We start from the raw sequence: 26,016 nt of genomic DNA on the forward strand, positions 1-26,016 counted from the left end.
CTCGTGCGGGACCCCCCCCCCCCCCCCCCCCCCGGAGAAGGGCTACAGCTGTAGGCAGCTCCCGAACCACAAGGACAGAAGCGCAACTAGGCGCCAGCGTTCTTAAAAAGGAGGCCGGCCTGAAAAGTCGAGAAATAACGTAAAAGTCATGCGCATGAAAAAGCCCAACCTGTGAAGATTGGGCTCAGTCATTGAATTATATGGTCGGGACGGAGTGATTCGAACACTCGACCCCTAGCACCCCATGCTAGTGCGCTACCGGACTGCGCTACGCCCCGACTAGGCGTGTTACTGGGTTTGCTTCTTAACGAAGCGTTCAAGAATATATCGCAAGCTTTTGAAATATGGAAGTATTTTAAAGGCTGAAAATCATTTCTTGAGTACTACCAGAACGTCCTCCAGTTCGGAGATCATCTGACGGATCAATTGCTTGTACTGGGTGGTGTCGTCTTTGGCTTCATCACCGGAAAGGCGCAGGCGTGCTCCACCGATGGTGAATCCCTGATCATACAGCAACGCGCGGATCTGCCGGATCATCAGCACATCCTGGCGCTGATAATACCGGCGATTTCCGCGGCGCTTGACGGGGTTGAGTTGAGGAAACTCCTGCTCCCAATAACGCAGCACATGCGGCTTGACCGCACAGAGCTCGCTGACTTCACCGATGGTGAAGTAGCGCTTGCCCGGAATGACCGGGAGCTCGTCGTTATGACTTGGTTCCAGCATAAGCCTCAACTCGGGCCTTCAACTTCTGCCCTGGACGAAAGGTGACCACACGGCGTGCCGTGATCGGGATTTCTTCACCCGTCTTCGGGTTGCGGCCAGGTCGCTGGCGTTTATCCCGAAGATCGAAGTTACCGAAACCGGACAGTTTGACCTGTTCGTTATCTTCGAGAGCGTGCCTGATTTCCTCAAAAAACAGCTCGACCAATTCCTTGGCCTCACGTTTATTCAGGCCCAGCTCTTCGTAGAGACGTTCGGCCATTTCAGCTTTCGTCAGAGCCCCCATACGTCACTTCCTTAACGTGGCGTTCAACCTTTGTTCGAGCGAGGTGAGGATATTTTGCGTCGTGGAGTTCACCTCATCGTCATTAAGAGTGCGCGATGGATGCTGCCAGGTCAAGCCAACTGCAAGGCTTTTTCTATGAGGATCAATGCCTTTACCCTGGTACACGTCAAACAACCTGAGGTCTGTCAGCCATTCGCCTGCATTCTCACGGATTACATCCAGTACCGCACTGGCAGCGACATCGCGATCAGCCAGCAAGGCCAAGTCACGACGCACTTCAGGAAAGCGCGACAACTCACGGAATTCAGGCATTTTTCCCGAGGCTACTTCGGCCAGAACCAGCTCGAAAACGAAGACCGGACGGTCGAGACCGAGGGTTTTCGACAATTCAGGGTGGATAGCGCCAATATAACCAACCAGACGACCTTCACGCTTGATGCGCGCGGTTTGACCCGGGTGCAACGCAGGGTGCTTGCCAGGCGCGAAAGTGAACGCATCGAGTGCACCGGCAAAACCCAGCACCGCTTCCACATCAGCCTTGACGTCGAAGAAGTCCACAACATCGCGGCCTTGTGCCCAGCCTTCCGGCAGACGGGTACCGCATACCACACCGGCCAGCATCGGCTCTTGCTTCAAGCCTTCCAGTTGACCGACGAAACGCAGACCGCTCTCAAACAGACGGACACGGTCCTGCTGGCGGTTCAGGTTGTGCTGAAGCGCCTTGACCAGCCCCGGCCACAGCGAGGAACGCATGGCAGCCATGTCGTTGGAAATCGGGTTGGCCAGCAACAGCGGCTCGACTCCCGGATTAAACAACTCGAACTGTTTCGGATCGATGAAGCTGTAAGTAATGGCTTCCTGATAACCGCGGGCCACCAGTAAACGACGCAGCTCTGGCAGATCGCTACGAGCTTCGGCCTTGGCTTGTGGAGCCAGACGTGCCTGAGGGTAGCGAACCGGTAGGCGGTTGTAGCCGTACAGGCGAGCCAGCTCTTCGATCAGATCGACTTCCAGGCTGATGTCGAAGCGATGACTTGGCACCTCAACGCGCCACTGCCCTGCTCCATCGGCGGAAATCTTCAGACCCAGAGCACCGAGCAGACGCTCGACTTCTGCCGCTTCGATTTCCATGCCCAGCATCTGGGTGATGCGCTCGGCACGCAGAGTGACCGGAGCGATCGAAGGCAGGTGCTGCTCGCTGACGGTTTCAATGATCGGGCCAGCTTCGCCACCAGTAATCTCCAGCAGCAAGCCGGTGGCGCGCTCCATGGCTTCACGGGCCAATTGCCAGTCCACACCACGCTCGTAGCGATGCGAGGCGTCGGTGTGCAGGCCATAGGAACGGGCTTTACCAGCGACAGCGATCTGGTCGAAGAAGGCACTTTCCAGGAAAACGTCGCGGGTAGTTGCCGTTACGCCGCTGTGCTCGCCGCCCATGACACCGGCAATCGCCAGGGCACGGGTATGGTCGGCGATAACCAGGGTATCGCTGCGCAGGGCCACTTCCTGGCCGTCGAGCAAGACCAGCTTCTCGCCCTCTTCGGCCATCCGCACACGGATGCCACCGTTGATTTCGGCGAGGTCGAAAGCATGCAGCGGTTGCCCCAGCTCCAGCATCACGTAGTTGGTGATGTCTACAGCCGCATCGATGCTGCGTACATCAGCGCGACGCAGACGCTCGACCATCCACAGTGGGGTCGGCTTGGACAGATCAACATTACGGATAACCCGGCCCAGATAACGCGGGCACGCCGCGGGTGCCAGCACTTCAACCGGACGCACTTCGTCGTGCGCAGGTGCCACGGATAGCACCACCGGACGGGCGACAGGCACTGCGTAGAGCGCGCCGACTTCACGGGCGAGCCCCGCCAGCGACAGGCAGTCACCGCGGTTAGGAGTCAGGTCGACTTCAATACTGGCATCGTCCAGTTCCAGGTACTCACGGAAATCCTTGCCTACCGGCGCATCCACCGGTAGCTCCATCAGACCGTCATTGCCCTCTCCCACCTGCAGTTCTGCCTGGGAGCACAGCATGCCGTTCGACTCGACGCCGCGCAGCTTGGCCTTCTTGATCTTGAAGTCGCCAGGCAGCTCCGCGCCGATCATGGCGAAAGGGATCTTCAGGCCCGGACGCACGTTTGGCGCACCGCACACGACCTGGAAGGTTTCCGCGCCATTGTTGACCTGGCAAACACGCAGCTTGTCGGCATCGGGGTGTTGCTCGGTGCTCAGCACCTCGCCCACCACCACGCCACTGAAAACACCGGCGGCCGGCGTTACGCTATCGACCTCAAGACCGGCCATCGACAGACGAGCAACCAGCTCGTCGCGACTTACCTGCGGGCTTACCCAGCCACGCAGCCATTGTTCACTGAATTTCATCCTGCTCTCCTGAAAGATTCGTTACGGGCGTGCGACCTAGCGAAATTGCGCGAGGAACCGCAAGTCGTTGTCGAAGAACAGGCGCAAGTCATTCACGCCGTAACGCAGCATGGCCAGACGCTCGGCGCCCATACCGAAGGCAAAGCCCTGGAACTCTTCCGGATCGATCCCGGACATGCGCAGCACATTCGGGTGAACCATGCCGCAGCCCATGACTTCCAGCCAACCGGTCTGCTTGCAGACACGGCAGCCCTTACCGCTGCACATCACACATTCCATGTCGACTTCGGCGGACGGCTCGGTGAACGGGAAGTACGAAGGACGGAAACGCACTGCCAGTTCTTTTTCGAAGAACACCCGCAGGAACTCTTCGATGGTCCCTTTGAGGTCGGCGAAATTGATGTCGCGATCGATCAGCAGGCCTTCGACCTGGTGGAACATCGGCGAGTGGGTGATATCGGAGTCGCTACGGTACACACGGCCTGGGCAGACGATGCGGATAGGCGGCTGCTGCGATTCCATGGTGCGGACCTGTACCGGAGAGGTATGGGTGCGCAACAGCATGTTCGCATTGAAATAGAAGGTGTCATGCATCGAACGGGCCGGGTGGTGGCCTGGGATGTTGAGCGCCTCGAAGTTGTGATAGTCGTCTTCGACCTCAGGGCCTTCGGCGATGCCGTAGCCGATATGGGTGAAGAACTGTTCAATACGTTCCAGAGTCCGGGTCACAGGATGCAGACCGCCGGAGACCTGGCCACGGCCAGGCAGGGTCACATCGATGGACTCAGCGGACAGTTTGGCAGCCAGCTCGGCTTCTTCAAACAAAGCCTTACGCGTATTGAGAGCCTCTGTAACACGCTCCTTGGCAACGTTGATCAGGGCGCCGACCTGCGGGCGCTCCTCTGCCGGCAAATTCCCCAGGGTCTTCATCACCTGAGTCAATTCACCCTTCTTGCCAAGGTACTGAACCCGGATTCGCTCCAGGGCATTGATATCTTCAGCGCTTTGCACAGCCTCTAGTGCTTGAGAGACCAGCGCATCCAGGTTTTCCATGTACAGACTCCAGATACAAAATAGGGGAAGAGCTTGTAGGCTCTTCCCCTATTTATGACGTTTAACACCTGAGCCCACAGAGGTGAGCCCGGGTGACTGTCGGGGGTACTTAAGCCAGAGTGGCTTTAGCTTTCTCGACAATCGCAGCAAACGCCGCTTTTTCGTTCACTGCCAGATCAGCCAGAACCTTACGGTCGATCTCGATGGACGCTTTTTTCAGGCCGGCGATGAAACGGCTGTAGGACAGACCGTTGATACGAGCACCAGCGTTGATACGAGCGATCCACAGAGCGCGGAACTGACGTTTTTTCTGACGACGGTCGCGGTAGGCGTATTGGCCTGCCTTGATTACCGCTTGCTTGGCAACACGGAATACGCGGGAGCGCGCGCCGTAGTAGCCTTTAGCAAGTTTCAGAATTTTTTTGTGACGTTTACGGGCAATGACGCCACGCTTTACACGAGCCATGAGTTACTTCCTCTATTCTTGATCCAAAAATTAACGAAGGCGCAGCATGCGCTCGACTTTTGCCACGTCAGACGGATGCAGCAAGCTGCTACCGCGCAGTTGACGCTTACGCTTGGTCGACATTTTGGTCAGGATGTGGCTCTTGAAAGCGTGCTTGTGCTTGATACCGTTAGCAGTTTTCAGAAACCGCTTAGCAGCACCACTTTTGGTTTTCATCTTTGGCATGTTCGGATACTCCGCATTCAGTTGATAAACATAATCAGAAGGCCTGCCGTGCCCTGTTGATTACTTCTTCTTTTTCGGGGCGATGACCATGATCAGCTGGCGTCCTTCCATCTTAGGATGCTGTTCGACCGAACCGTACTCTTGCAGGTCAGCTTCAACCCGCTTGAGGAGTTCCATCCCCAGCTCCTGGTGGGCCATCTCACGGCCGCGGAATCGCAAGGATACCTTGGCCCTGTCCCCGTCACTCAGGAAACGTACCAGGTTGCGCAGTTTTACCTGGTAATCCCCTTCCTCCGTCCCTGGACGAAACTTGATTTCTTTTACCTGAATCTGCTTCTGGTTCTTCTTCGCCGCGGCAATCTGCTTCTTCTTCTCGAAGATCGACTTGCCGTAGTCCATCACACGGCAAACCGGTGGGACTGCGTCGGCGGAGATTTCCACCAGATCAAGCTTGGCTTCTTCAGCAATACGAAGCGCTTCATCAATCGAGACGATGCCAATCTGCTCGCCGTCAGCGCCAATTAACCGAACCTCGCGTGCCGAGATATTCTCGTTGATCGGGGCTTTCGGTGCAGCTCGTTTATCTTGTCTCATTTCACGCTTAATAATAATTACTCCGAATCTGGGCGACCACGCCGGGAAACCGCTTGTGCAAGGAACTCCGAGAATTGGGCGACGGGCATCGAGCCCAGGTCAGCACCTTCACGGGTACGCACAGCGACAGTCTGCGTCTCGACTTCCCGATCTCCAATAACCAAGAGATAGGGAACCTTGAGCAAAGTATGCTCGCGGATTTTAAAGCCGATCTTTTCATTTCTCAAGTCAGACTTGGCACGAAATCCGCTTTGGTTGAGGGTTTTTTCCACTTCGAGGGCAAAATCTGCCTGTTTATCAGTGATATTCATCACTACGGCCTGGGTCGGAGCCAGCCACGCAGGGAACGCCCCTTCGTAATGCTCGATCAGAATCCCGACGAAACGCTCGAAGGAGCCGAGGATCGCCCGGTGCAACATCACCGGATGTTTACGGCTGTTATCTTCGGAAACGTATTCGGCACCCAGACGGATCGGCAGGTTGAAATCGAGCTGCAAGGTACCACACTGCCAGACACGACCCAGGCAGTCTTTCAGCGAGAACTCGATTTTCGGACCGTAGAACGCCCCTTCGCCCGGTTGCAGGTCATACGGCAGCCCGGCGCTATCAAGCGCGGCAGCCAAGGCATTTTCAGCGCGATCCCACAGCTCGTCGGAACCCACACGCTTTTCAGGGCGGGTGGAAAGCTTCATTTCGATATCCTTGAAGCCGAAGTCGGCATAGACATCCATGGTCAGCTTGATAAACGCGGCGGATTCAGCCTGCATCTGCTCTTCGGTGCAGAAGATATGCGCATCGTCCTGGGTGAAGGCACGCACACGCATGATGCCGTGCAATGCACCGGACGGCTCGTTACGGTGGCAGGCACCGAACTCGGCCAAACGCATCGGCAGCTCGCGGTAGCTTTTCAGGCCCTGATTGAATACCTGCACGTGACACGGGCAGTTCATCGGCTTGATGGCGTAGTCGCGGCTTTCCGACTCGGTGGTGAACATGTTTTCGGCGTAGTTGGCCCAGTGCCCGGATTTCTCCCACAGGCTGCGATCGACCACCTGCGGAGTCTTGATCTCCAGGTAGCCATTGTCGCGCTGCACCTTGCGCATGTACTGCTCGAGCACTTGGTACAGGGTCCAGCCGTTCGGATGCCAGAACACCATGCCCGGCGCTTCTTCCTGGGTATGGAACAGACCCAAACGCTTACCGATCTTGCGATGGTCGCGCTTCTCGGCTTCTTCGATACGCTGGATGTACGCCGCCAGTTGCTTCTTGTCCGCCCAGGCAGTGCCATAGACGCGCTGCAGTTGCTCGTTCTTGGCATCGCCGCGCCAGTAGGCGCCGGACAGCTTGGTCAGTTTGAAGGACTTGAGGAAACGAGTATTCGGCACATGCGGACCACGGCACATGTCGACGTATTCTTCGTGGAAGTACAGGCCCATGGCCTGTTCGTTCGGCATGTCCTCGACCAGGCGCAGCTTGTAGTCTTCGCCGCGAGCCTTGAACACTTCGATCACTTCGGCGCGCGGAGTGACCTTCTTGATGACGTCGTAATCTTTCTCGATCAGCTGCTGCATGCGCTGCTCGATGGCCGCCAGGTCGTCCGGGGTGAAAGGACGCTCGTAGGCGATATCGTAATAGAAGCCTTCATCGATCACCGGACCGATAACCATCTTCGCTGTCGGATACAGCTGCTTGACCGCGTGGCCAACCAGGTGAGCGCAAGAGTGGCGAATGATCTCCAGCCCCTCTTCATCCTTTGGCGTGATGATTTGCAGGGTCGCGTCGCTGTCGATCAGATCGCAGGCGTCGACCAGTTTGCCATTGACCTTGCCGGCCACGGTGGCCTTGGCCAGACCTGCACCAATGGATGCGGCGACCTCGGCTACGGAAACCGGATGATCGAATGAACGTTGACTGCCGTCGGGAAGAGTAATAGTGGGCATGGCGCCTCCTCTCCTAGTGGTGACCCCTACCAAAGGTCACGTGGGTTGGGATGAGCCAGTACGCGGTTCGATCCAGGCCGTTCGTGACGAACGCCTGCCTCACAGTGGCAGGAGCCTTGCGGCCAACCGGTAAAACGAACCAGAGTGACTGGAGTTCAAATCAGAAAAAAATAGAGGCATAGACCGCGGTGGGATTGAAACTCGCCCAGAGCCTGAAAACACCCAAGCCGGGCATGCTAGCACAGATGAACGGTCATCGCGCCGTACTTCCCACCGGGACCAGCGTATCCGCGCTTTCTTTCGAGAAAGTGAACTTGGTGTGTACGCAAGGCCTCAAATACACCGAGAATCGCCATTCTTGTACCAATCCCAGGAGAGCTCGACTCATGCGCCTCACCCAACTATTCGCCCTTGCCGCCCCTTTCGCCCTGCTGCTGCCTCTGAGCGCGCAGGCCGCCTGGCCAGCCGGGGTACGTGCCGAATACATGAAGGATTGCACGGCTGCCGCCAGCCAGAGCGTTGATGTGAAAAGTGCGGAAAAGCACTGCGCCTGTGGTGCGGACAAGCTCAATGAGAAATTCACTACAGACGAAATCAAACAACTCATGAGCAAGCAGACTCAACCGGATCCGGCGCTGAGAGCCAAGGCCCTGGACGCTATTGCCGCTTGCCGGGTGGTGAAATAAGTCTTTAATGCGCGAGAGACGGTCCTGCTTCAGGCTCGATGCGATCTGAAAACCGGCCTTTTTTCACAATTTACGCAGCTTTTACGGCTTTTTTTATCACCGAATATTTTCGGTGAAAGCCCCTTAAACCGGGGCCTTCAGCCGATCGGAGCAACAAAACGGACTCAACCACCTGGGAATCGGCACGTCCGGGGGGCTCCCAAGTCGAACATTTCGACTATGATAGCCCGGTGTGCCCAGTTGGCCTGAGCAGCACAGTACTACTGAAAATATATGTTTCTTGGAGATACACCATGTCTAATCGCCAAACCGGCACCGTAAAATGGTTCAACGATGAAAAAGGCTTCGGCTTCATCACTCCTCAAGGTGGCGGTGACGACCTGTTCGTACACTTCAAAGCTATTGAAAGCGACGGTTTCAAAAGCCTGAAAGAAGGCCAGACCGTTTCCTTCGTGGCTGAGAAAGGCCAAAAGGGTATGCAAGCTGCACAAGTTCGTCCTGAGTAATTTCTCAGCGAGCTAAAAAAACCCCGTCCATGTGACGGGGTTTTTTATGCAAGGTGCAAAAGCGCTGACGCGATCAGCCGCAGTTGACCCGGGTGACCACCAGATTGGTATCGGTGTTTAGGTTCAGCCGATCGGAACGGTATTCCAGGGTGATCATGTCGTTCGGCTTGAGAATACGGGCGTTCTGCGCACCTGCGCGAGTACGCGCCTGTTCCAGCAGCTCAGGCGAAGCTTTTTTGCCGATGGCGAATTCGGCCGCCTTAGCCTCACAGCGGCTATGGCCGCTCTCGGTCGCTACCGGATCCTTATCCGGCGAAGAAGTGCTGCACCCCGTCAAAACGACTGCAGCCAACAAGGTACCGAATGACGCGAGCTTCCAAGGCATGAAGCCTCCTTTTCAAAAATAAGCAGAGATAGTGCGACAACCGCTCTGACTATTGGTTTCACAAACGGACTGGCCAATGGCCTCTTGGCCAGGCAGCGGGCAAGTCTGCATCAGGTACGGCCACGTTTTCATGCAGCAATCGTGACCGGATATGAACAGCCTCAGTAAATATCGATGTAATCGAATGGTGGCTTCGGCCAGTTCTGTTTCAACGCGTTAAAAATCTGCGTCACCCAGACCTCATCGCTGGCCGCTACCCGCCCGACATAACCGGAACCGGCGGCCCAGGTCTCCAGCCTGAACAGCAGGCCGTCGATGTCCGCGCCACCGACCACGCCCGACGAGATATAGGCAATGCCCGCCTTGGTCACTCGCAACTGGGTATGCACATCGTCACTGGCCGACGCCAGCAACTGGCGCACCGCCTCGAAGGTCAAGGCATCAGGGTTGTTCAAATCGATCTGCACACTGGCACCCTTTGAAAACAGACAATGACCAAGTGTCGCACAGCCCTCCCCTCATGCCTAAGTCGGAGTGCGAAAAGCCCGCCAAGGTGTTTAACTCTACAAAACCGGAAGCCCTCGACAAGCGCCTGTCCGGCCCTATCCTTTCCGAGCTCGCGAGACTTCCATGGCCACCGTGACGATCGACGCCGACATCAAAGCCAAATGGCCCGAAGGCCACTGCTCCTACAGCCCCGGCAGCCCCGAAGAGCTGGCGATCATCGGCATCGACTTACTGATCAGGGAGCTGGGCACCGAAGCGGCCCAGACATTCATCGAGCAGATATTCGAGAAGTATCCCGGCGAGCACTCGGGCACGCCGGGTACAGAGAAGGCGTAACGCCCGACAGGCTGGCACCTGCCGGGAATATCACTTATTTCAGGCGAGCCAGACGCTCGGTCAGCAGATCGAAGAAACCCTGGGCATCGCCATTCTCCACCCAGAACACGTTCTTCTCCTGCTTCAGGCCGTCGTACCAATCGACGATGGTCTGGCCGAAGGTCGGCCCTTCACGGCTGTCGATCACCATGTTGGCCTGGCGCCCACTGAACAGTTCGGGCTTGAGCAGGTAAGCAACGACGGTCGCGTCATGCACCGGACCACCCGGGATGCCGTAGTGCTCCATGTCACCCTTGACGTATTCGTTGAGGATATCGCCCACCACCTTGCTGGCATTGTTGTTCAAGGCCGCGATTTTCTGCAGGCGCGCATCGCTGGTCAGCACCTTGTGGGTAACGTCCAGCGGCAGGTAAGTCAGCTTCACGCCGCTCTTGAGCACCACCTCGGCGGCCTGCGGGTCGGCGAACAGATTGAACTCCGCCACCGGGGTGATATTGCCGCCGTTGAAATGCGCCCCGCCCATGACCACCACTTCCTTGATGCCTTGAGTGATATCCGGTGCCTGGATCAGCGCCAGCGCCAGGTTGGTCTGCGGCCCCAGCATGGCGATGGTGATGCTGTGGGGTTTGGCGGCGCGCAGGGTGTCGATCAGGTAATTGATCGCACTGCCCTCGGCCAGGCCCTTTTTCGGCTCATGCACCGTGACCCCGGAAATGCCTTCCTTGCCGTGAATATTCTCAGCATAGATCGGCGTGCGCAGCAGCGGCTTAGGCGCGCCGGCGTACACCGGTACCTCTTCGCGCCCCGCCCACTCACGGGCCAGGCGCGCATTGCGCGAGGTCTTGTCCAGGCGCACGTTGCCGGCCACCGTGGTCAGCGCGCGGATCTGCAGTTCTTCCGGCGACGCCAGGGCGAACAGCAACGCAACCACATCATCGGCACCCGGATCGGTATCGATGATCAGATCGATTTTTTCTGCCGCATGGGCGCTGGTAGCAGTGAACAGAGACACGAGCAGAACACTCCGGATCAGGTGTTTCAATAGCTGAGCATAGCGGTGCATGGCGCACTCCTTTGCGTGGTTGAACAGAGAGGGGCAACGCTCAGAACGTCACCCCGGCAATCAAAGCGATGTTGCAATAAGGCTGACACTCCCCGGTGCGAACGATTGCCCGCGCCTGGCGGCTGAGCACCTTGAACTCATCGTGGCTCAACAGCTTGCGCGCGCCCAGCGCCCCCTCGACGCTTAACGCCTCGAGCGCTTGCAGGGTCGGGGATTGTCGATCCAGGATCTCCTGCGCCAGCACATGGCCTTCCACCTGCATCTCGCAAAGCACCACCTGCAAGGTGCTGAGGAAATCCGGAATACCCTGGGTCAAGGCCAGGTCGATCAATTCGACGCCCGGCGGTACAGGCAGGCCGGCATCGCCGATGACCACGATATCGCCGTGCCCCAGGGAGGCAATCAGTCGCGACAGGGCGACATTGAGCAAGGGTGTTTTTTTCATGCGGGAGAGAACGCCTGTACGTCGGACAACGTGGGAATGGATGGTTGCGCACCTGGGCGGGTCACCGACAGCGCTGCCGCGACCTGACCGAAACGAATCGCCTCGGCCTCGTTCTTGCCGGCGGCCAGGGCGGCGGCAAAACCACCGACGAAGGTATCGCCGGCGGCCGTAGTGTCGACCGCCTTGACCTTGGGCGCCGGGAAATGCTCGAAGCTCGTGCCATTGGCGAACAGCGAGCCTTGGGCGCCGAGCGTGATGATGACCTTGCCGGCCCCGGCGGCGATCAAGCGGGCGGCCGCGGCTTCGGCGCTCGCCAGGGAATCCACCGGCAAGCCGCTGAGGGCCGCGGCCTCGCTTTCGTTGGGAATCAGATAGTCGATGGACGCGTACCAGTCCGCCGGCAACGGGCCACTGGCCGGTGCAGGGTTGAGGATCACGGTCTTGCCCAGTTCACGGCCGCGCTTGAGGCTATGCCCCACAGTGGGCACCGGCACTTCGAGCTGGCAGATGATTACATCGGCCGCCTGCAGCACCTTGTCGAAGCCGCTGACCACTTCTGGCGTGAGCCGACCATTGCCACCGGCCACGATCACGATCGCGTTCTGACTGCTGTCGTCCACCACGATCAAGGCGACGCCACTGGAGCCAGAGACAGCGGTGACGGCCTGGCAATCGATCCGCTCGGCGAGCAACGCCGAGCGCAATTGCTCGCCGTAGGCATCATCACCGACGCAGCCGATCATCGACACCTGGGCACCCAGGCGGGCCGCCGCCACCGCCTGGTTCGCCCCCTTGCCACCGGAAACCGTGGCGAACGACTGGCCGATCAGGGTTTCACCGGCACGCGGCAACCGCTCGGCCCGAGTGACCAGGTCCATATTGAGACTGCCTACTACCACTACTTTTGCTGGCATACATCGATACTCACAATTCGATTCAACGGTACTCGGCGAATGCGCCGGCCACGGGCGCCGTCGACTCGCGCAGGACAATGCTTGGGGTGACGATACGCTGGTCGGTCGGCAATCCAGGGGTGGCAATGCGGCGCAGCAACAGCTCCGCCGCCTGCTCGCCCAGTTGCAGGATCGACTGGCCAACTGTAGTCAGCGCCGGATACACATAACGACTCATCTGGATATCGTCGAAGCCGATCACCGACAGTTCGCTCGGCACCCGGATATTGCGCTCCGCCGCCGCACGCAGCACACCGATGCCCATCATGTCGTTGCCGGCGAAGATCGCGCTGGGCCGGTTGCGCTCCAACAGCTGGGCCGCCGCGTGATAACCGCCGGTACTGGTGAAGTCGCTCTGCAGGATGCGCTGCGCAGGCACCTCCACGCCGGCTTCGCGCAACGCCCGCTGGAACCCCGCCAGACGTAGCTGCGCCACGCTGGTGTAGTCCGGGCCGCCGATGCAGGCGATATCGCGATGGCCCAACTCGAGCAGATGACGGGTCGCCAGATACGCACCGTATTCGTGGTCGATACGCACCAGGTCCGCATCCACCCCTTCCAGCCCGCGGTCGACGATCACCATCGGCGTGCGCACGGCGGCCAGGCCCTTGGCCAGCCCGCCGTCGCCACCGGCCGAGGTCACGATCAGGCCGTCAATGCGTTTTTCCAGCAGCACCCGCAGGTAGCTGCGCTGTTTTTCCGGGTCGTCGTCGGAGTTGCAGAGAATCACGCAGTAGCCGTTGCGCTCGCAATAATCCTCGATCCCTCGGGCCAGCTCGGCGAAATACGGGTTGAGGCTGTTGGGCACCAACAGGCCGATGGTCGCCGTGGTCTTGGCCTTCAGCGAGCGCGCCACGGCGCTGGGCACGTAGTCGAGCTGCTGGATCGCCGCCTCGACCTTGATCCGCACTTCCTCGCTGACCGGACGCGTCTTGTTCAGCACATGGGAAACCGTGGTGTAGGAAATCCCTGCGAGCGCCGCCACATCTTTGATCGTTGCCATGACTCAGCTCCGCCGGCTTGCGCGCTGGCTGCGATAAGTATCCAGTACCACCGCAATCACGATGACCGCGCCGGTGATGATGCGTTTGGTCGGCTCGGTCGCGCCGATCTGCGCCAGCCCCGCGGCCAGCACCGAGATAATCAATACCCCGAAAAAGGTGCTGATCACCGACCCGCGTCCGCCCATCAGGCTGGTGCCGCCGATCACCACGGCCGCGATCACTTGCAGCTCCAGGCCGGAACCGGCATTCGGGTCCGCGGCCTCGAGGCGGGAAATCTGGAACAGTGCGGCGATGCCCGCCAGCAGCCCCATCAGGCTGAACACCAGGATCTTGTAGGGTTTGGGGTTGATGCCTGCCAGACGTACCGCTTCCTCGTTGGTGCCGATGCCGATCAGGTAACGGCCGAACACCGTGCGCGTCAGCACCGCCTGGGCGATGAAGATGATCAGCAAGGCAATGATGAACGATGGCGAGATACCGAAGGCGATCGGATTCGACAACCAGGCGAAGGCATCGCCGATATAGGCGGTGCGCGAACCGGTCATCTGGTAAGCCACGCCGCGGGCCATTTCCAGCACACCAAGGGAGACGATGAACGAAGGAATACGCCAGGCGACAGTGATCGAACCGGTGATGGTCCCGGCCAATGCCGCGCAGCCCATGCCCAGTAATGCCGCCGGGATGACACTCCAGCCCCAGCCGAGAATCGCCACGCTGACGGTGGAGGCCGCCAGGGCCAGCACCGAGCCGACGGACAAATCGATGCCGCCGATGATCAGGACAAAGGTCATGCCCACCGCCAGCACCATCAGGTCCGGGATCTGGTTGGCCAGGGTGCTGAAGGTGTCATAGGAAAGAAAGTGGCTGCTCAGTGTCGAGAACAGCGCAATCATTGCCAGCAAGGCACCGGCCAGCCCCAGGTAGGTGCCGAGGCCGTAATAGTTGCCGCCACGTTTGCCGGCCGAAGATGCAGTTTTCATGGGAGGTCCCTAGGCGCCGCTTCGTTGAGCAACGCATCACGTTTTTGATAGCCGGCGAAAGCGGCGGCAAGCAGTTCATCCTGGGTCCAGCTGTCGCGCTCGAAGGTATCGATCAGGCGCCCGGCGGACAGCACGCCAATGCGATCGCAGATCAACATCAGCTCCCGCAGGTCGCTGGAGACCACCACCAGCGCCTTGCCCTGGCGGGTCAGTTCGCCAAGCAGGCCATAGATATCGAACTTGGCGCCGACATCGATGCCCCGGGTCGGCTCGTCGAACAGCAGCACCGCGCAATCGCGCTCCAGCCAGCGGCCGATGACCACCTTCTGCTGATTGCCCCCGGACAGTTCGGACACCAGTTGCGCGGGCCCCGAACTGCGAATGCGCATGGCATCGATCTGCCGCTGCGCCAATGCCGATTCGTCACGACCATTGACCAGGCCGCCACTGGAGATTTCCGGCATGTTGCCCAGGGCGATATTGGCGCTGATGGATTGCGTCAGCAGCAGGCCTTCACCCTTGCGGTCCTCGGTGATCAGGGCAATGCCGTGGGCCACTGCATCAACCGGCGAACGGATATTCGCCACCTGCGCCGGATAACCCAGGGCCACCGTGCCGCTGTCAGCCTTGTCGGCGCCGAAGATCAGCCGCAACAGTTCGGTGCGCCCCGCCCCGATCAACCCGGAAATACCGAATATCTCGCCGCTGCGCACCTCGAAAGACACGTCCAGAACCTTGTCGGAACGACTCAGGCCGCTGACCGTCAGGGCCGGCGCGCCAATCTTGCGCGGGCCGAGATCGATGTGTTCGCCCAGCTCGCGCCCTACCATCAGGTTGACCAGTTGCTCGCTGTTGTAATTGGCCATCGGCTCGACACAAACCAGGCAACCGTCGCGCAGCACCGCAATGCGCTGCGCGACCCGGGCCAGCTCTTCCAGGCGATGGGAGATATAGATGATGGCCACGCCACGGACCTGTAGACGAGTGATCTGTTCGAAGAGCAACTCGACTTCGCGAGCCGTGAGCATCGCAGTCGGCTCGTCGAGGATCAGCACATGGCAGTCGCCGATCAGGTTGCGCGCGATCTCCACCATCTGCTGGTGGCCAATCCCCAGTTCGCCGACCAGGGTATCGGGGTCGATCGCCTCCAGGCCGACCTGGGCCATGGCTTCGATCGCCGCCTTGCGCAACTGTTTGCGACTGATCCAGCCGCCGAGGCTGGGCAGGTTATCGAGGAACAGATTCTCGGCCACCGATAGCGTCGGCAACAGGTTGAGTTCCTGCATGACCATGCGGATGCCCAGCTCTTCGGCCTGGGTGCGACTGCCAGGACGGTAAGCCTGGCCGTTGAAGCGCATCTCGCCGGTGGTCGGGGTCACCAGACCACCAATGATTTTCGACAGGGTGCTTTTGCCCGCGCCGTTTTCCCCGGTCAGCGCCAGCACTTCCCCACGCATCAGCGTCAGGTCGATGCCAGTCAATACCGGTTGCGCATAGGTCTTGCCGATACCGCTGACCGAAAGGACAGCGTTCACAGCGGAAACTGACATAAGAAACTCTCCATGCGCCCGCCTGTTCAGGCGGGCGCCGTTGCGCCACCAGAAAGATTACTGGGTGACCAGCTCAACCGGAGTTTCGATCACGCCATTGGCGCCACCGTCCACCTTCTCGCCCTTGAGGATCTTCAGCGCCGTCTCGATACCGAAGACCGCCTGCTTGGCGGCGAACTGATCGGCGGTCGCCAGCACGCGACCGTCCTTGAGCATCGGTTTGATGGCATTGATGTTGTCGTAGCCGACCACCTTGACCTTGCCGGCCTTGCCCGCCGCGCGCACCGCCGAGACGGCACCGACGGCCATGCTGTCGTTGCCGGCCAGCAGCGCCTTGAGGTTCGGGTATTCGCTGAGCATGGCGGCGGCGACGCGGTTGCCGGCATCGATTTCCCAGTCGCCGGATTGCAGCGAGACCACCTTGATCTGCGCGGCCTCCATCGCATCCTTGAAGCCTGCAGTGCGCTGCTGGGCGTTGGTGGTGGTCGACACGCCTTCGATGATGCCGACTTCGTCCCCGGCCTTCAGGTCCTTGGCCAGGTACTCGCCCACCAGGCGCGCGCCCTTGCGGTTGTCGGGGCCGACAAAAGGCACGCTGATGTTTTTGCTTTTGAGTACGGCCGGATCCAGCTGGTTGTCGATGTTGATCACGGTGATACCGGCGTCCACCGCCTTCTTGATCACCGGCACCATGGCCTTGGAGTCCGCCGGGGCGATCACCAGCGCGTTGACCTTGGAAACGATCATCTGCTCGACGATACGGATCTGGTTGGCGGTGTCGGTTTCATCCTTGATGCCGTTGGAAACCAGGTCGAAATCGGCGGCATGGTCTTTTTGATAAGCCTTGGCGCCGTCTTCCATGGTGAGAAAAAATTCGTTGGCCAGGGATTTCATGACCAGGGCGACCTTGGGTTTTTCCGGGGCCTCGGCGAATGCCGAAGAGAGGGGAAGCGTAGCGGATGCGGCAGCCAGAACAGCGACAGCGAGAAGACGTCCAGCGAATGGCAGCTTCATGGATTCACTCCGATCTTATGATTATTGTGAGCAACGCTTGCGCCGGAGTACGCTCGACAACCTTCAGACCCCGATTAACGCGGCTTGAAGCGAACCTGAGAGGTGTATGACTTTTATCGCCCAGGGCCTGCGCAAACGTTTGCGTAAAACGAACTATGCGAACCCTGCCGCTATTTGTCAACGGGGAAGCCAAGCCCATGAGCCGCCCGGAACGCCAGGACAGACGCCCCGTACGACATCACACAATCATGCGGTGGTACTGACCAGTGTGCCTGACGAAGCGTCCTTACTCAGTTCCTTGACCAGCTTCCCCGCCACTTCCTGCAGCGCGCCGTTGGTATCGACGATCTGGCCTTGAATCGCCATCACCACGGTCGCCTTGGCTTCAGGGGTCGGATAACTCGCCGCCTGGGCAGCGGCCAACTGCTGCTGTTGCTCCTGCAATTGGGCCTGCAGTTCTTTCATGCGCTTGAGCAGCATTTTCACCACCAGGCTTTGATTGTCCCCTTCAGAGCCTTGGGCCTCTGCCTTCTCGGCCTCGGAAGCGGATGCCACTCGCAGCTTGCCCTCTTCATCGACCCCCAGGGCTTGCGCAGCGCTATCGGCGGCGCCCTGGCTCAGAGCCTCGATAGTGGCCGGTGATTTACCGTTGATGGTGATGGCCCCGGCAGCGGGAAAACCGACAGAAATAGACATGTGAGCTCCATAAAGAAACGATCCTTGAAGGGCATCGGCTGCAAGGACCATCTCTTTAATTCAGCTTTTTCCTCATGAAAATCAGAACTGTCGGACAACCGAACGCAAATCTTCCGAGCATTCGGAAAACCGGACAACGAAACAGCCATCGAATCCGATAACTAAAAATAAGTTGATATAAATCATTAAGTTAAAAGAGTTTTGCGACCACAGTCCGGCTGGTACAGATCCTGCTGTTCCCTTTCGCCCGCGGCATTCAGATCTGTCTCGGGTGTATCTAGATGAACCTGCACCAGCACCGTCTCACTACTAGAGAGAAAATAATGAAATCTGCTTTCAACACCCTTGTTCCGGGCGCTTTGGCCCTCCTCTTGCTCCTTCCGACTGCATTGCAGGCCAAGGAAGTCGAAACCAAACAGAAGCTGGCCAACGTGGTCGTGCTCGCTACCGGCGGCACCATTGCCGGCGCTGGCGCCAGTGCCGCCAACAGCGCCACCTACCAGGCCGCCAAAGTCGGCATCGAGCAGTTGATCGCCGGGATCCCCGAGCTGAGCCAGGTCGCCAATGTGCGCGGCGAACAGGTCATGCAGATCGCCTCTGAAAGCATCACCAACGAAAACCTGCTGCAACTGGGCCGTCGCGTCGCCGAACTGGCCGACAGCAAGGACGTCGACGGCATCGTCATCACCCACGGCACCGACACCCTGGAAGAAACCGCTTACTTCCTGAACCTGGTGGAAAAGACCGACAAGCCCATCGTAGTGGTCGGATCCATGCGTCCGGGCACCGCCATGTCCGCCGACGGCATGCTCAACCTGTACAACGCCGTCGCCGTCGCCGGTAGCAAGGAAGCCCATGGCAAGGGCGTGCTGGTCACCATGAACGACGAGATCCAGTCGGGTCGTGACGTCAGCAAAATGATCAATATCAAGACCGAAGCCTTCAAGAGCCCATGGGGCCCACTGGGCATGGTGGTGGAAGGCAAATCCTACTGGTTCCGCCTGCCGGCCAAGCGTCACACCCTGGATTCGGAATTCGACATCAAGACCATCAAGAGCCTGCCTGACGTCGAAATCGCCTATGGCTATGGCAACGTCAGCGACACCGCCTACAAGGCCCTGGCCCAGTCCGGCGCCAAAGCCATCATCCACGCCGGTACCGGCAATGGCTCGGTGTCTTCCCGCGTAGTGCCGGCCCTGCAGGAGCTGCGCAAGAATGGCGTACAGATCATTCGTTCGTCCCACGTCAATGCCGGCGGCTTCGTACTGCGCAACGCGGAACAGCCTGACGACAAATACGACTGGGTCGTGGCCAACGACCTGAACCCGCAGAAAGCCCGCATCCTGGCCATGGTCGCCCTGACCAAGACCCAGGACAGCAAGGAACTGCAGCGGATGTTCTGGGAATACTGATTGGCCCGCCCGACCTGTTCTGGTCGGGCACCGCTCTACCCCGCACTCGCCCGCCCTGGGCGAGTGCTCCGCCCCGGTTGGCCTGCCCTCTTCTTTATCCCGCAGATAAAAACTCAATCGTTTTGCAGCAATCCGCGGATATCGCTGTCAGAAGAACCTCTTGAATTTTAAGCGGTTGCGAAATTTCCTACAGTAAAATACTGTACGCGCATACAGCTTAATAAGGAATGTTCCGTGCCCGCCGCAGCACCACCAAGCTCTTATGAACGCCTCGGTTTGCGCGTTCAGAAAATCATCAACTCGCCCAACGCACAAAAAGCCAAGGCCGCCCTGATCTTCCGTCAGCCCGACGAAGCGGTCGACGAGTGGGAGCGCCTGCTCGAAGAAATCGCCGAAAACGACAACGTCACCCTCGCCTATCGCGATGACGGCGGTGTGCAGATTTTCTGGGTTGTGCCGAAGGAAGACTGAGTCGATGATTGCCCGCTGTTTTGCTGTGCTGCTGTTTTGCGTTGCCCTGAATGCCCACGCCGATGCGCCCCGCACCTTCAACGAAGCGAAGAAAATCGCCTGGAAGCTGTACGCCCCGCAATCCACCGAGTTCTACTGTGGCTGCAAGTACAGCGGCAATCGGGTCAACCTCGCCGCCTGCGGCTATGTCCCCCGCAAGAACGCCAATCGCGCCGCGCGCATCGAATGGGAGCACATCGTTCCCGCCTGGCAGATCGGCCATCAGCGTCAATGCTGGCAGCAAGGCGGGCGCAAGAACTGCACGCGCCACGACCCGATTTATCAACGCGCCGAAGCCGACCTGCACAACCTGGTGCCGAGCATCGGCGAGGTCAATGGCGACCGTAACAACTTCAGCTTCGGCTGGCTGCCGGCGCGGTCCGGCCAGTACGGTTCATGTCTGACTCAGGTCGACTTCAAGGCCAAGAAGGTCATGCCGCGCCCATCCATTCGCGGCATGATCGCCCGGACCTACTTCTATATGAGCAAGCAGTACAACCTGCGCCTGTCGAAACAGGATCGTCAGTTGTACGAAGCCTGGAACAAAACCTATCCGGTACAACCCTGGGAGCGCCAGCGCAATCAGAGCGTGGCTTGTGTGATGGGGCGTGGCAACGAGTTCGTCGGCCCGGTCAACCTGAAGGCCTGCGGCTGATATCCGTCCGGGTTGCCGATAAACGTCCGGGGCATGGACAGCCCCTCAAGGATGATTGAGCGCCGGCAAGACTGGCCTTGACCCGGCACCCAAAAGAACGGCTTATTGCGCGACGCGGTGCTCGATTACCTGCGGCTCGATATTGCGCTTCTTGGCCTTGGTCAGCTTCTCGACCAGCTCGGCTTTCTTGGCTTCGGCTTCGGCCTGGGAATCGAACGGGCCGATCAGCACCCGATCCTTGCCATCTTCGACGACGACATAGGAAATGATCCCGTGTTCGATCAGCCAGCCGGCCAGATCGCTCGTCGCCTGAGGCAGGGTGCCGGCGACCAGTACATCCCATTGCGGCGTCGTGGCGGTCTGCGGCGGCTGTGCCTGGACAACCGGCGCCACCTTCTTGTCCACCTCGGCATGCTTGCCTTCACCGCATCCCGCCAATGCCAGGACCGCCATCATCATCGCTACTGTGCGCACAACCTACCCCTTGAAAGTCTGAGGCGGCGATTTTAGCACCCCAATCCCCTGCACAAACGCCACAAAATCAGCGCAAAACAAGGAGAATGATATTTATCGCCTCTGTATAGTTGCACCTCGGGAATTAATACAGCGTCTGCGCGTCAGAAAGAGGCACCCACACAGTGGTACTTCGCAGTAATCTATACGCACTACTACCGACATCTGCACTGTCTGAATCAGGTGCCCTACTACTAAGCAATCAAGGAGAAGATCATGCTGATACTCACCCGCAAGGTCGGTGAAAGCATAAATATCGGTGACGACATCACGATCACCATTCTGGGCGTTAGCGGCCAGCAAGTCCGGATCGGCATCAATGCCCCGAAAGACGTCGCAGTCCATCGCGAAGAAATCTACCAACGGATCCAAGCCGGCCTCACCGCCCCGGACAAACGCGAAACACCTTGAGCGCCATGAGCGGCCAGCCCTTTGTCTCATCACAATGGCTGGCGCAGCGTCATCGTTGATTGATTCCCCGCAGCATCCTCCCCCTCTTCATATGGCAGCGGCGCAGTTCAGGCCGCCAGCGCCAGCCCTGGCAAAAGTGCACTACCCAAGCCCTTCACTGATAGCGCTCCATCCCGGCAATCTGTCGATACGACTCGGCCGGGAGAAAGCCCTTCCTCGTTTTTGTATAAATACTCAGTAGCGTGGCAATGAGCAGGAGGAGTAATTTCAAGACCTACCGCCTCCGCGAACCCGCCGAGGCTCCCCCCTTGCCATCGGCAGATGCTTTACGAACAAGGAGCGGTCATATGCAAGAGTTCGCTTACCTTCTGATCACCAACGACCTGAATGCGATGCGGACCATTGCCGCCTGCTCGACGGAGGGGCTCTACGAAGTCAAACGCGGAATATTCACCTTCCGCTCCGAGGCCAACGTCGACTACCTGCACCGCGTGCTGGCTATCGTCAGCGATGAGTTCGGCATCATTCCCGTGCAGCAGGCCGAGTTCAAAACCAACCGGGCCACCATCAGCAAGGCTTTCAGCCAACTCTGCTAGAGCGCGCGGTGCTCGATGACGCGCAACAGCCCGCAGCGAGCCCGAGCACACGCGACTCCTCACCTCATGACTGGCCGAGCATGACCCCACGTGCCATGCCACTGGCCGCCACTACTATCAGCACAATCAGCAGCGCCTGCAGGTGGCTGATGCGCGCAAACAGCGTGGCGCGACCGCTATCGATCGACGCCCCGCGCCCCAGGGCGATTCGCCATTTGATCAGCGCAACCATTGGCCATATTTCGAGCAACAGGATGATGACGAACAAGGTCATCTTGATGTGAAACAGCGGCTGGTGCAGGTAGTAGTCCGTGCCTTTTTCGTAGCCAGCAAAGGCGCGCAGCAAGCCGGTGATCAACAACACCGCGGCGGCCAGCCCCCAGCCATTGTCGGCCAGCAGAGCCCGGCGCACATCCGCCCCTTCGGTGACCACGCGGCGCAACGCTGTACCGCGATTGAGCACCGCCGCAAAGGCGACAGCAAAGGCCAACAGGTGTACGGCTGCGAGAAACCAGTGCATGAGCATCGCTCCACTCTCCATTGACGGATGACAAAAAAAGGCCTGTGAGTATTAGCCCATAACCCGCAGCTTTGCCTTGCCCGACACCCAATAAAAAAGGCGCCCGTCATCGGGGCGCCTCTGTACTGCTCCTAGCCGCGCTCACGCACGACGCTGAACCGCCACCTTGGCCCAAAGGGTGAAGGCGACATCCGGAGTCCAGCCGGCGTTCGAGGTGTGCTCTTGAAAGCACAGATACAGATTGCCCTGATAAGTCACACCATCATCTTTGCGATAGTGATGATTCAACTGCCATTCCGGGTATTGCGGGTCAGGCACCCCGCCAGCGGTCTTGATGTTCAGGTTGGTACTGGGCAGCGACTGATTACCCTGGGCGTCCGTGGCGCTGACAAAGTAGCTGTACAGCGTATCGGTTTTCAGCCCCTCGTCCGTCAAGGTCAGCGAGGCCGTCTGGGCCACCGGCTTGCCATCGCGAAACAGGGTGTAGAACTCGATCGGACGAACACCGTGGGCAGCACTCCAGCTCAAGGTCACGCTGTTTTCTGTCTGCGCGGGAGAAAACAGGTTGCCCGGCGCCGAAGGTCGCTCCTCGCCGCTGCCACCATGGATCAGCGGCGCATAACGATCACGGAACTCCCAGTTGTAACGGACGCCGTACTTGTTGAGGCCGTCATCCCAATTGACCGACCAGGTCATCAGGCCCTTGATCGACAATCCGGCACGATCCAGACGCTTGAAGGCATTGCTCACCGCCGCTGGGTCAATGACATACCCGGTCGCTGCCGCGTCGACGTTGGCCGGCAGACCGATCACGAACTTGTCGGCAGGGATGGCGATATAGCCACGCGTACCGGTGACCAGGCTCTCGGTCAGATAAAACAGAAAGTCTTCCTTCAGCGCGTCGTTGTTCTGGGCAATCCAGGCACCCTGCCCGCCGTTGGCTTCCTGGACCCACAGACCGTCGCCGCCCTGGTTGTAGTATTGCGGCGCGATGAAATCGTAGTAGCCATCCAGCGCCTGGATATAACCGACGTATTTGCCGCCGGTGGCGAGGTAGGGAAACTCCGGCGCCATGCTGATGATGAAGTGCTTGCCCTCGCCTGCGTAGTGATCCTTCACCAGCTTGAGCGCCGCCGGCAGCACGATCTTGTTGTCGGCAAAATCGATGGCGCTTTGCTCGAGGTCGATGTCCAGCCCGTCGAAACCATAGGTTTCCACCAGACGGATGATTTCGTTGGCCAGCGCTTGCTCATTGCCCTTGTGCAACTCGATATGAGCGTCCGCACCGCCAAGGGAAATCAACACCGCCCGCCCCTGGCTGTTGAGCACGCCAACCTGACGCCGGAACTCCTCGTCCGACAGGTTGTAGGGCTTGAAGGTGGGAATGCCGTTGCCCTTCATGAAGGCTACCGCCACCACGTTGTATTCCCTGGGTACATCCACCAGGTCGAGGTTGGCGAACTGCCCCTGCTGGTAGCCGTCACTGGGGCCTGCCGGCCAGTTGTGCCAGAAGCCCATGAGGATCTTCTTGCCTGCAATCGACGGCATCAACGATGCCGAATCATTCGCCTGAGTCTTTACCGCTGCAAAGTTGATCTTGTTCACGTTCTAATCCTTCAGAACCATTTAAAGAGAATGACAACTTCTGCTGTTATTCAAAGTCGACTATTTGAAGTCGACGTCGAACGCCTGATAGAACGCATTGCCGGTGTTGGCGACAATCCACGCCAGAACAATCACGTGATGGCCTTTCTTGTTCTTGGGCAGTGTCACTTGATGTTCGACCTTGGCCTTCATTTCATCGCCGTGCTGGTCATACGGAACTTGTGTGTAGAAGTCCTTGAAGAACGCCTGCGGCTCCAGTTGCGCACGGCTGATACGCTGTCTCGTGTCCCAGCCATCTTTGGTGATGAACCAGCTGTAACCGCGGGTCACATGAGGAGCGGTGTACTCCCACTTGACCTGAAACACCTGCCCCGGATCGACGTTGAGCAACGGCCAGGAGAACGAATGCCCAAGCTTCCTCGACATTTCTTCATTGGTGAAGTTGAGGCAGTCACGCTCGTCGGTCTTGCCGCCGCTGAGGATATGCCCATCAGCCGGTGGCACAACGCTGGCGACGTCGCTCTCGTATGGTTTCTGAAAAGGTCCGCCCACCAGGGCCGGGAAATTTTTACCACCTTCCAACTCATTGACCTGCCAGGTGCCGAGCAGCCCCAGCTCAACGGCGACAGCACCACGGCTGGAGGGGGATACGACACGCCCGTGTTTCGATTGAACCAATGGCTTATTCATTATTGTTCACTCCTTTGATTAGATAAAACTCCTTCTTGAGGAGAACTTTTAAACTAGTCCAAATCAGTGTTTTGTCTACTGATTCCCGCATACAAAATGCCGAGCAAATTGTCGCACCGCAACAAAGCCGGAACATCAACCAATAATTACAGCACAAACCTACAGGGAGAAAGGCAAATAACTTACACAAGCCAATAAATGAATACTCAACTGGCATCTTGTTAATCAACCTTTCAGGAAAAACAATGGAGATCTTCAATAAACCATAAACCCGGCAAGAGCCGGGTTCATGATCTGTTTACTGGATAACGTTCAAAAAGGAATTACAGGCAAGTCGCCAATGCAGCCAGTCTACGCTTGGCGACCCAGTTGTCTTGGACCGCGTAATAATTGACGGTGGTACCCGAAGCCTGCCCCCGAATATCGGCAAAGGACTCCGCCGAACGGGTATAGACCGTGTATCCACCCACCTTGGCAGACTCCAGATAGGCCGACGCATCCACACCGAACACCGCTTCGTCCTGCCAGGCAAACTGCACACACTGCGCCACGATTTGCTCTGCCTTGGCCGACGAGAGCACCTTGTAGGGGCTCTTCGAACGCGCCTCATTCATCGCCGAGCCGGCACACCCCGCCAGCAACGCCACGACCATTACCGTCATCAACACCCGCATCACGCTACCTCGCCGTAAAAACGCGACTGTATCACTCACATGACAAACCATTGGCACTCGGCTGCGAGAAAACCGCTCGCGGACCATTTCGCGCACTGGTCGGAAAAACAAAAACCCGCGCAAGGCGGGCTTCTTCATGAATCGATAACACCTCGGTTAAAGGCGGCGTAAAAACGAACTCACAATACTCTTGGTGGCGGCCGTTGCATCCAGCTCACGGGCAGCCCCATAGGCATGCCAAGCGATGGCCGCAATTTCATTCAAGGGCCGGGCATCCTCGGCATTGGCCACGGCAACCTCGAATACGTGATGCCGCACATTGCCGGCGTCGAACTCCAGGATGTAAAGAGGCTCACTGGCATCCAGCCCTGTCTCCTCACGCAGCTCACGTATCGCGGCAGCAGCGAGAGACTCCCCAGGCTCGACCTTGCCGCCCGGTAAAGACCATTTTGCGCGATCCTTGCGGACAAAAAGAATTTGCCCTCCATGCGCACAAATCACCGTTGCTCTACTCTTCATACCTGCACCCTACCCGACCACATCCTGCCCGTATTGCGCAGGGAACGTGCATACAGACCGAAAACCGACTTAAAAGTGTCACAAAAATGTCATGAAATGCATAAGCATTAAGGATGC

32 protein-coding genes and 1 tRNA gene are annotated in these 26,016 nt (G+C 58.6%); 8 read left to right on the forward strand and 25 right to left on the reverse strand.

All coding sequences use genetic code 11. The features are described from left to right. Window positions 1-201 precede the first annotated feature (201 nt). From AC07PQ_RS22450 to thrS, 9 genes are all read right to left on the reverse strand, one after another. Window positions 202-278: transfer RNA gene (locus tag AC07PQ_RS22450), tRNA-Pro, on the reverse strand. 91 nt (window positions 279-369) lie between these two features. Then, entirely contained in the window at window positions 370-726 is a 357-nt protein-coding gene (locus AC07PQ_RS22455; RefSeq protein ID WP_007920509.1) for a MerR family transcriptional regulator, read from the reverse strand. Next, complete coding sequence (ihfA, locus tag AC07PQ_RS22460) at window positions 707-1,009, reverse strand: integration host factor subunit alpha (RefSeq protein WP_002553164.1); 303 nt, start codon at window positions 1,007-1,009, stop codon at window positions 707-709. Before ihfA ends, AC07PQ_RS22455 begins: the two co-directional genes overlap by 20 nt. Before the next feature lie 3 nt (window positions 1,010-1,012). Beyond that, window positions 1,013-3,391 carry a phenylalanine--tRNA ligase subunit beta gene (pheT, locus tag AC07PQ_RS22465; protein WP_493185214.1) on the reverse strand — a complete coding sequence of 793 codons (2,379 nt, stop codon included), beginning with the start codon at window positions 3,389-3,391 and terminating at the stop codon, window positions 1,013-1,015. Between the two features lie 36 nt (window positions 3,392-3,427). Next, a complete protein-coding gene (pheS, locus tag AC07PQ_RS22470; protein ID WP_493185215.1) occupies window positions 3,428-4,444 on the reverse strand; it encodes a phenylalanine--tRNA ligase subunit alpha in 1,017 nt (338 codons plus the stop codon). A 109-nt stretch (window positions 4,445-4,553) separates the two neighbouring features. After that, the gene (gene rplT / locus AC07PQ_RS22475) at window positions 4,554-4,910 is read right to left on the reverse strand and encodes a 50S ribosomal protein L20 (protein ID WP_007905879.1); all 357 of its coding nucleotides are present in this window, start codon (window positions 4,908-4,910) and stop codon (window positions 4,554-4,556) included. Window positions 4,911-4,940: 30 nt separating this feature from the next. Beyond that, window positions 4,941-5,135 (reverse strand): 50S ribosomal protein L35, encoded by a 195-nt coding sequence (gene rpmI / locus AC07PQ_RS22480; protein WP_002553160.1) that lies wholly within the window; start codon window positions 5,133-5,135, stop codon window positions 4,941-4,943. 60 nt (window positions 5,136-5,195) lie between these two features. Then, the gene (gene infC, locus AC07PQ_RS22485; protein ID WP_169914426.1) at window positions 5,196-5,747 is read right to left on the reverse strand and encodes a translation initiation factor IF-3; all 552 of its coding nucleotides are present in this window, start codon (window positions 5,745-5,747) and stop codon (window positions 5,196-5,198) included. Continuing rightward, window positions 5,747-7,669, reverse strand: coding sequence for a threonine--tRNA ligase (gene thrS / locus AC07PQ_RS22490; protein WP_053260360.1), 1,923 nt, complete (start codon window positions 7,667-7,669; stop codon window positions 5,747-5,749). The genes infC and thrS overlap by 1 nt, the downstream gene beginning before the upstream one ends. 386 nt (window positions 7,670-8,055) lie before the next feature. On the opposite strand from thrS, the gene AC07PQ_RS22495 reads away from it, so the two are divergent. Both AC07PQ_RS22495 and AC07PQ_RS22500 read left to right on the forward strand, forming a co-directional pair. Next, on the forward strand, window positions 8,056-8,355 hold the full coding sequence (locus AC07PQ_RS22495) for a hypothetical protein (protein WP_007920518.1): 300 nt from the start codon (window positions 8,056-8,058) through the stop codon (window positions 8,353-8,355). Window positions 8,356-8,648: 293 nt separating this feature from the next. After that, window positions 8,649-8,861, forward strand: coding sequence for a cold-shock protein (locus AC07PQ_RS22500; RefSeq protein ID WP_003179963.1), 213 nt, complete (start codon window positions 8,649-8,651; stop codon window positions 8,859-8,861). A 73-nt stretch (window positions 8,862-8,934) separates the two neighbouring features. Here AC07PQ_RS22500 and AC07PQ_RS22505 read toward each other — a convergent pair whose 3' ends face one another. Together AC07PQ_RS22505 and AC07PQ_RS22510 are read right to left on the reverse strand one after the other, a co-directional pair. Further along, window positions 8,935-9,246: an I78 family peptidase inhibitor gene (locus AC07PQ_RS22505; RefSeq protein WP_007920521.1), complete on the reverse strand. Its 312-nt coding sequence runs from the start codon at window positions 9,244-9,246 to the stop codon at window positions 8,935-8,937. Window positions 9,247-9,407: 161 nt separating this feature from the next. Then, window positions 9,408-9,713: a hypothetical protein gene (locus AC07PQ_RS22510; RefSeq protein ID WP_007920522.1), complete on the reverse strand. Its 306-nt coding sequence runs from the start codon at window positions 9,711-9,713 to the stop codon at window positions 9,408-9,410. 163 nt (window positions 9,714-9,876) lie between these two features. Here AC07PQ_RS22510 and AC07PQ_RS22515 point away from each other — a divergent pair, with 163 nt between their 5' ends. Continuing rightward, window positions 9,877-10,089 (forward strand): hypothetical protein, encoded by a 213-nt coding sequence (locus tag AC07PQ_RS22515; RefSeq protein WP_101337363.1) that lies wholly within the window; start codon window positions 9,877-9,879, stop codon window positions 10,087-10,089. A gap of 34 nt (window positions 10,090-10,123) precedes the next feature. Here AC07PQ_RS22515 and AC07PQ_RS22520 read toward each other — a convergent pair whose 3' ends face one another. The 8 genes from AC07PQ_RS22520 to AC07PQ_RS22555 all read right to left on the reverse strand — a co-directional run bounded on the left by AC07PQ_RS22520 (window position 10,124) and on the right by AC07PQ_RS22555 (window position 17,794). Continuing rightward, the gene (locus tag AC07PQ_RS22520; protein ID WP_007920524.1) at window positions 10,124-11,152 is read right to left on the reverse strand and encodes a nucleoside hydrolase; all 1,029 of its coding nucleotides are present in this window, start codon (window positions 11,150-11,152) and stop codon (window positions 10,124-10,126) included. A gap of 40 nt (window positions 11,153-11,192) precedes the next feature. Further along, window positions 11,193-11,597, reverse strand: a complete 405-nt coding sequence (rbsD, locus tag AC07PQ_RS22525; RefSeq protein ID WP_102680201.1) for a D-ribose pyranase — start codon at window positions 11,595-11,597, stop codon at window positions 11,193-11,195. Further along, entirely contained in the window at window positions 11,594-12,511 is a 918-nt protein-coding gene (rbsK, locus tag AC07PQ_RS22530) for a ribokinase (RefSeq protein ID WP_493185216.1), read from the reverse strand. Before rbsK ends, rbsD begins: the two co-directional genes overlap by 4 nt. 22 nt (window positions 12,512-12,533) lie before the next feature. Next, the gene (locus tag AC07PQ_RS22535) at window positions 12,534-13,553 is read right to left on the reverse strand and encodes a LacI family DNA-binding transcriptional regulator (protein WP_007920529.1); all 1,020 of its coding nucleotides are present in this window, start codon (window positions 13,551-13,553) and stop codon (window positions 12,534-12,536) included. A gap of 3 nt (window positions 13,554-13,556) precedes the next feature. Continuing rightward, window positions 13,557-14,534 (reverse strand): ABC transporter permease, encoded by a 978-nt coding sequence (locus AC07PQ_RS22540; RefSeq protein WP_007920531.1) that lies wholly within the window; start codon window positions 14,532-14,534, stop codon window positions 13,557-13,559. Next, complete coding sequence (locus AC07PQ_RS22545) at window positions 14,531-16,084, reverse strand: sugar ABC transporter ATP-binding protein (protein ID WP_493185217.1); 1,554 nt, start codon at window positions 16,082-16,084, stop codon at window positions 14,531-14,533. Before AC07PQ_RS22545 ends, AC07PQ_RS22540 begins: the two co-directional genes overlap by 4 nt. A 57-nt stretch (window positions 16,085-16,141) precedes the next feature. Further along, on the reverse strand, window positions 16,142-17,098 hold the full coding sequence (locus AC07PQ_RS22550) for a sugar ABC transporter substrate-binding protein (protein WP_087088497.1): 957 nt from the start codon (window positions 17,096-17,098) through the stop codon (window positions 16,142-16,144). A gap of 246 nt (window positions 17,099-17,344) precedes the next feature. After that, a complete protein-coding gene (locus AC07PQ_RS22555) occupies window positions 17,345-17,794 on the reverse strand; it encodes a hypothetical protein (protein ID WP_007920537.1) in 450 nt (149 codons plus the stop codon). Window positions 17,795-18,117: 323 nt separating this feature from the next. Here AC07PQ_RS22555 and AC07PQ_RS22560 point away from each other — a divergent pair, with 323 nt between their 5' ends. From AC07PQ_RS22560 to AC07PQ_RS22570, 3 genes are all read left to right on the forward strand, one after another. Further along, window positions 18,118-19,206 carry an asparaginase gene (locus AC07PQ_RS22560; protein ID WP_007920539.1) on the forward strand — a complete coding sequence of 363 codons (1,089 nt, stop codon included), beginning with the start codon at window positions 18,118-18,120 and terminating at the stop codon, window positions 19,204-19,206. Between the two features lie 234 nt (window positions 19,207-19,440). Continuing rightward, on the forward strand, window positions 19,441-19,677 hold the full coding sequence (locus AC07PQ_RS22565; protein WP_007920547.1) for a DUF1654 domain-containing protein: 237 nt from the start codon (window positions 19,441-19,443) through the stop codon (window positions 19,675-19,677). A 4-nt stretch (window positions 19,678-19,681) separates the two neighbouring features. Then, on the forward strand, window positions 19,682-20,371 hold the full coding sequence (locus tag AC07PQ_RS22570) for an endonuclease (RefSeq protein ID WP_007920548.1): 690 nt from the start codon (window positions 19,682-19,684) through the stop codon (window positions 20,369-20,371). Between the two features lie 102 nt (window positions 20,372-20,473). On the opposite strand, the gene AC07PQ_RS22575 is transcribed toward AC07PQ_RS22570, so the two are convergent. Continuing rightward, window positions 20,474-20,830 carry an SPOR domain-containing protein gene (locus AC07PQ_RS22575; RefSeq protein WP_101337355.1) on the reverse strand — a complete coding sequence of 119 codons (357 nt, stop codon included), beginning with the start codon at window positions 20,828-20,830 and terminating at the stop codon, window positions 20,474-20,476. A 270-nt stretch (window positions 20,831-21,100) separates the two neighbouring features. Here AC07PQ_RS22575 and csrA point away from each other — a divergent pair, with 270 nt between their 5' ends. Beyond that, complete coding sequence (gene csrA / locus AC07PQ_RS22580; protein WP_007920550.1) at window positions 21,101-21,295, forward strand: carbon storage regulator CsrA; 195 nt, start codon at window positions 21,101-21,103, stop codon at window positions 21,293-21,295. 347 nt (window positions 21,296-21,642) lie between these two features. Then, window positions 21,643-21,891, forward strand: coding sequence for a hypothetical protein (locus tag AC07PQ_RS22585; RefSeq protein ID WP_007920551.1), 249 nt, complete (start codon window positions 21,643-21,645; stop codon window positions 21,889-21,891). A 64-nt stretch (window positions 21,892-21,955) separates the two neighbouring features. On the opposite strand, the gene AC07PQ_RS22590 is transcribed toward AC07PQ_RS22585, so the two are convergent. The 5 genes from AC07PQ_RS22590 to AC07PQ_RS22610 form a co-directional block, all read right to left on the reverse strand. After that, on the reverse strand, window positions 21,956-22,417 hold the full coding sequence (locus tag AC07PQ_RS22590) for a DUF2214 family protein (RefSeq protein ID WP_007920552.1): 462 nt from the start codon (window positions 22,415-22,417) through the stop codon (window positions 21,956-21,958). A gap of 135 nt (window positions 22,418-22,552) precedes the next feature. Then, on the reverse strand, window positions 22,553-23,959 hold the full coding sequence (locus tag AC07PQ_RS22595; RefSeq protein WP_492571593.1) for a carbohydrate-binding protein: 1,407 nt from the start codon (window positions 23,957-23,959) through the stop codon (window positions 22,553-22,555). Between the two features lie 117 nt (window positions 23,960-24,076). After that, window positions 24,077-24,706, reverse strand: coding sequence for a lytic polysaccharide monooxygenase auxiliary activity family 9 protein (locus AC07PQ_RS22600; RefSeq protein ID WP_493185218.1), 630 nt, complete (start codon window positions 24,704-24,706; stop codon window positions 24,077-24,079). A gap of 323 nt (window positions 24,707-25,029) precedes the next feature. Beyond that, window positions 25,030-25,380, reverse strand: coding sequence for a hypothetical protein (locus AC07PQ_RS22605; protein WP_493185329.1), 351 nt, complete (start codon window positions 25,378-25,380; stop codon window positions 25,030-25,032). A gap of 156 nt (window positions 25,381-25,536) precedes the next feature. Further along, window positions 25,537-25,899: an NUDIX hydrolase gene (locus AC07PQ_RS22610; protein ID WP_007920559.1), complete on the reverse strand. Its 363-nt coding sequence runs from the start codon at window positions 25,897-25,899 to the stop codon at window positions 25,537-25,539. Window positions 25,900-26,016 lie beyond the last annotated feature (117 nt).

Source organism: Pseudomonas sp. GW821-FHT09E12 (assembly GCF_059416085.1).